Below are 6,000 nucleotides of genomic sequence, written 5' to 3' on the forward strand. Positions count from 1 at the left end.
GAGTAAAATCTATTATTTTTACTTGCTTTTATATATTTAATAGCCCGTTATACAACACGATTGAGTATAGCTCATGATTTATATTTGTTCAATGAAAATTATGATGATATCTCCGAAGATAGATTTTATTATTAAATGATAATTTTTTTCCTGAAAGTGCATTTTGCAATATTTTATATTTTGTTTGCCAATGATTTACTTAATAAAATGTATCGGTTTTAGCAAAATTATTGTTTATGAAAATCATGTGAAAAAATAAATAGTGCAAGAGAACTCAAGTATTAAAACATATAATGTTATTTTTGCATCAATTCTCAAGTAATATTTACTTGTTGATATTAAGTTTAGCTCCTAAATAATCTTGTATAAAACAAAGCTGCATCTGATGAAAAAATTTCTATTTTAGTTCTTACTAAGATGAATGAGAGTTAAAAATAATGCGGTGCAGTAGAATAGTTATATGGTTGTTGATATGCAAAAATTACAACCTCTTTTATACAAGATAAAATTAATACTATTTCTATGTCTCTAACAGAGGAAATTCTCTCCCAACTACCAGGGGATGTTTTAGGAAATCTACGTCGCGCTGATGACATCCTCAAATCTATTCGAGAAAATACTGCACCGACACCCTCAGTAGTTAAAGAAAGTCAAGCAACCTTAGGTAGTGTAGACTGGGATGCAATTATTTGTGGTGGTACATTAGGGATTTTAATTGGTTGCGCCTTAGCCGTGCGGGGGTTACGGGTGGCGTTACTGGAGAGAGGTATCTTGCAGGGTAGGGAACAAGAGTGGAATATCTCTCGTAAAGAGTTAGAGGTGTTTAGGGAATTGAACCTGTTGACTCAAGAGGAGTTAGAAAAGGCGATCGCTACCGAATACAATCCCGCCAGAGTCAAATTTAAGGATGGTGCAGAAGTTTGGGTAAAGGATGTCTTAAATATTGGTGTAGATCCAGTTTATTTACTAGCTACCTTAAAACAAAGATTTTTAAATGCTGGCGGACAGTTATTTGAACACACACCATTTACTCAAGTAGTCGTTCATCCAGATGGTGTAATAGTGAATAACCAATTCACAGCCAAATTGTTGATAGATGCAATGGGAAACCTTTCCCCCATCACCAAACAAGCACGCCAAGGTAAAAAACCAGATGCACTTTGCTTAGTGGTGGGAAGTTGCGCCCAAGGTTTTGACGAAAATCCTGCTGGCGACTTAATTTTATCATTCACATCTTTGCAAAACCAATGCCAGTATTTTTGGGAAGCCTTCCCCGCTAGAGATGGGAGGACAACATATTTATTTACCTACATGGATGCTAATCCCCAACGCTTGAGCTTAGAAGACTTGTTTGCAGAATATCTGCGTTTATTACCAGAATATCAAGGTGTAGAATTACAGCAGTTAAAATTTCAAAGAGCCTTATTTGGGTTTTTTCCTAGCGATCGCCAAAGTCCACTCAAAACCCCCTGGAACCGGATTCTCCCAGTAGGAGACAGCAGTGGTAATCAATCACCCTTGAGTTTTGGTGGTTTTGGGGCGATGGTTCGCCACCTCAAGCGTTTAACAATAGGAACACAAGAAGCCCTACAAACTGAACAACTGTCAGCCAAAGCATTAGCATTACTGCAACCATATCAACCAAGCCTCAGTGTGACTTGGTTATTTCAAAAAGCTATGAGTGTTGGTGTAAATCAAAACATCGCTCCAGAACAAATTAACCAACTACTATCAACGGTTTTCCAAGAAATGCAGCAATTAGGAACACCAGTACTCAAACCATTTTTACAAGATATAGTTCAGTTTTCGGCACTGACACAAACACTAGCAAAAACTGGCTTATCTCATCCAGCCTTAGTTGCTAAAATAATTCCCCAGGTGGGTTTAGCAAATCTATTAGATTGGCTGGCGCATTACATCAACTTAGGAACTTACACTGCATTGTTTGCACTTAGTCCCATCTTAGAAACATGGATTAAAAATTTACCACCTACACAACAATATTATTGGCATCGTTTAATTGATGCTTGGAAATTTGGTTCTGGTGCTGATTACGCTGATGAATAAAGGATGAAGAGAACCAATTCTTCATCCTCAGCACTCAGTACTTTGCTATATTTATACACCCACCCAGATACTACCTTCTTCTACACGGGTAGGAAAGACAGATAATCCCTTTTCTTTGGAAATCATACCCATCACCTTACCAATACCAGGAGGAAAGGGAGTCCAAGTAGTAGGATTACCACTATTGAGGTCAAAAGCACTACGATGGAAAGGACAAATGATCGCCCCATCATCTGTGATTTTGCCTTTCTGTAAGGGTAACTTCAAGTGGGGACAGGAATTTTCCACTGCAAAAACTTGATTGTTATGGTTGAGTAGCAGGATGTTACGTTGTTCAACCTTCACCACTTTACGCCCATTGGGTGGTAATTCCTCTTGGGGAATAACTTTAATCCAATTCATTGAATACCTCACTTCTTGATCGGCTGATAAAATACATCATTTCACAAGTTCGTGACGGTATAAGGAAATAAGGAAATGGTGAGTAGGGAATAAAAAATCATTACCTCTGCTTCCCTGCTTCTTCTAGCCTCTAGTTCCTGGTTTATGAACATTACAAGCAGTCGCCTGTTGCCAAGAGTTATGGGATTTTGTGATAGGTGCGTTAGCAGTGAGAACTAGTTCACCTTGAGAATTTATCATCCACGCTGTAGCTTCTACAATATTGGTTGGGGTTGGGGTAGAGACTGTGTGAGTGGTTGTAGTATTTGAGGTTTTTTCTACATTATTTACAGCAATCCAATCTGCAATCACAGCATCAGAATGGAGTAGTTCGTTAGGACTATTTGGCAAACCACCACGTCCAATGATGGTAAAACTGTCTCGATTTCGCCCTGGAACTGCTTTACATACTTGAGCTAGTCTAGACTCAATTGGTTGGTTTGGTAAATTGATTAACCCTTGATTGGGCTGAACTTCTGGGGTATTAATTTCTACTGTGCCGTTTAGCCCAAATTCAGAACTAGCGGTAATGTCGTTTGTGAGAGGGCTATCTTTTTTCCGAAATTCAATCCCGAAAATGCCAAAAGCATTGATGCTAACATTGCCACCTTCGCCATCAAAAGCATTAGCTTTAATGTCACTATTTTCACCAGGAACGGCAATAATAAAGCCATTGGGAATCTTAATAGTAATATTCCCACCATTACCACCGCCACCTGCAATGCCTGCTGTAGTAGAAATCAGACTATTACGGCGTAACAGCAACTTGTTCTCTATTTGTAAATTGATATCGCCACCATTACCTGAACGAGTTGTAGCGTTCACATTGGCCCCACCATCAAGGTTAATTTCGCTGGCTTTAATGTCTATCTTGCCAGCATTTCCTCCACCCAAGGCTTCTACTGTCACCAAAGCTTGATCCCGCATAATCAGCTTACCTGTAGTGATCAATATGGAACCTGCATCGCCACTACCTCGACTGCGAGCAAACAAGCCACTAGGAAATTTACCAATTGGTGATTTTCCGCTTATTTCTATAAAATTTTTGGCATTTATGATTAAATTTCCCCCATCACCTTGGCTATTGGCCAGAGTTCCAGCTGATATGACTGCCCCATCTTGGACAAATAATATCGGAGTATTAATCGTCAAGGAGCCTGCATCGCCAGCACCAGAAGTCTGAGCAAATATACCACTGGGACGTTCTCTAGTATCTCTAGTATTTCCACTCACTTTGACAAAATCAGTGGCAGTTATATTGACCGTTCCGCCAACACCACTCTGAAGAGTATTTCCTCTAGTACTAGCTGATACGTTACCTCCATCCTCAACAATTAACTTACTTGTTTCAATAGTTAAGCTTCCCCCACTCCCTTTACCGAGAGTAAGGGTAAACAGACCACTGGGATTACCAGGATTTTCTAGACCATTCGGTACTATTCCTCTCACTTGTACCGAATCAGTCGCTCTGACTGTTAAGTTGCCCCCAGAACCTGTTGAGTTAATACCATTTACAGATGCCGTTACTTGTGACCCTTCTTGAAGGGTTAGATTTTCTGCCTGGATAAGAATTCCGCGACTACTTTGACTACCTTCTGTATCTGCTACTACCTGAGATGCACGAGTAAGTCCAACCTGTCTACCTTTAATCTCAATATAACCAGCACCCTGACCACTGACATCAACTCTGGCTTGATTTTTCAGGAATACATCAGCTAATACTGCATTACGAGGAAAACTTAAAATTTGGTTGTTGATATTATTACCATCCAAATTTAGTCCTACTGTTCCTACTCCTTGTATTCCTCCTATAGCGATTTGACCACTCTCTGCGTTGAGAGTTTTACGATTAATAAAGCTAATATTGTTACCATCTAGAGTGATATTCCCACCTACTAAAGCCAGTGTTTTGCCTGTGGGAACTGCTAACGTCCCTTGCACATTTATCTCACCTCCAGTTCTGCCAAATTGCAGTCCTGTAGGTACACTCATTGTTAGTAAAGCTTGGGGAGAAGTAGCACTAAAAATAGTGCGATGGTTTCCGACCGACCTTAGGTCATCGCCAAACTCAATCCCACTGGCTGTACTCGCAACAAAGGAACCACCTATATTAAGTGAGGCATTTGGCCCGAAAAAAATCCCATTGGGATTAATCACAAATAAATTGGCATTAGCACCAGAAGTCTCAAGTTTACCGAAAATATCAGAGCGATTATTCCCTGTGACTCTGACGAGAATGTTCTGGATACTAGTATTGGGCGCTAGGAAAAGCGCTGAACGTCCTTCATTAACGTTAAATTCTTGAAAACTGTGAAATAGATTAGTGCCACGGATTGCTCCTCCCGCGATCGCTTCGGTGGGATTATTGTTATAGTTATCAATCACCTCAGACCGTTCAGTGCCTAAGGTTTGATCATGAATAATGACACTTTGGGCAAAGGCAGATTTCGTAATAGAAGCAGCGATACTTATGGCTATAACACCAGCAGATGTTAAGAAAATTACTAAGTTCAATTGCCATGAACTACCTTTGCCGTTTTGAGTCATTTGAGTTATTTAATCTATTTAATAATTGGGGACTAGGGACTAGGGGTTGGAGACTGGGTAAAACAATTTGCTATTTTATTGTTTCCTCTCCTACGGGAAGCTCAAGCTATATCTCCCTCATATCCCCCTGTCCCCACACCTATTTGCATCGATTTAGAATTCAGATTCAGGTGGGATTGCGGGAGTAGTGGATTGATCAGCATCAGGATCAACAACCTTTTTCTTCGGCCGCGCAGATGGGTTAAATATTTCTTTTAATGGATCTATTATTCCATCTGTGCCAGGTTCTGGGCTAATTGGTCGATCATCACCGCTATGAATGGCAAAGATCGCACCAATATTTAACAATGCTTCAATGTCGAACCAAGAATTAGCTTGTCTTAATGTGTAAGTTGTCATATTAATTTACCCCTCTTGTAAACACAGAAATTCAGTCAGGTAAGGTAGAAGAATTGCTACAGATAGATAACAACTACATAATACGTAATTAAAAATGAACTGTTGAGCAAGAAAACTAACCTTTCTATGTAAATATCAGGAACGTTTGGAAATTTTATGCAAAAATCTCATGGTTAGTTAGAAAAATTTATTCTTGATTTTTTTCACACTGGCAATTTTAAATTTATTCCACATATAAGGGACAAGGCATATTGCTTACTTCCCCGTAATAATAACAAAAAACACCAATCCAACGTTTTTATTGATACCGTTTTCCTTCTGTCCTCTGCCTTTGTTGGTAACTTAACCCAACGTTAGACTTTGGATTATCCAGTTCTATTTTTTACTGAAAAGCGTTATTTGAGTCTAAAAGTTGGGAACTATGATTCATACACTACGCCCATCTAGACATCCACAAGGGTACTCCCGCCACACCTCCCCGGTTGGCGGTGAGGGGAATTGTGGGATGATTGGAGGGGGTCAACCCCCCTTCAATCATCAGGACTA

4 protein-coding genes are annotated in these 6,000 nt (G+C 39.6%); 1 reads left to right on the forward strand and 3 read right to left on the reverse strand.

What is annotated here, in order from left to right; translation table 11 throughout:
• Positions 1-522 precede the first annotated feature (522 nt).
• Positions 523-2,067, forward strand: coding sequence for an NAD(P)/FAD-dependent oxidoreductase (locus tag H6G18_RS08645; protein ID WP_190406680.1), 1,545 nt, complete (start codon positions 523-525; stop codon positions 2,065-2,067).
• A 51-nt stretch (positions 2,068-2,118) separates the two neighbouring features.
• Here the strand turns inward: H6G18_RS08645 and H6G18_RS08650 are convergent, their stop codons facing one another.
• The 3 genes from H6G18_RS08650 to H6G18_RS08660 form a co-directional block, all read right to left on the reverse strand.
• Complete coding sequence (locus tag H6G18_RS08650; RefSeq protein ID WP_190406681.1) at positions 2,119-2,469, reverse strand: Rieske (2Fe-2S) protein; 351 nt, start codon at positions 2,467-2,469, stop codon at positions 2,119-2,121.
• 123 nt (positions 2,470-2,592) lie between these two features.
• Entirely contained in the window at positions 2,593-5,055 is a 2,463-nt protein-coding gene (locus H6G18_RS08655; RefSeq protein WP_190406682.1) for a two-partner secretion domain-containing protein, read from the reverse strand.
• Positions 5,056-5,208: 153 nt separating this feature from the next.
• Positions 5,209-5,454: a hypothetical protein gene (locus H6G18_RS08660; protein WP_190406683.1), complete on the reverse strand. Its 246-nt coding sequence runs from the start codon at positions 5,452-5,454 to the stop codon at positions 5,209-5,211.
• Positions 5,455-6,000 lie beyond the last annotated feature (546 nt).

It is taken from the genome of Anabaena subtropica FACHB-260, assembly GCF_014697105.1.
GTDB lineage: Bacteria > Cyanobacteriota > Cyanobacteriia > Cyanobacteriales > Nostocaceae > Trichormus > Trichormus subtropicus.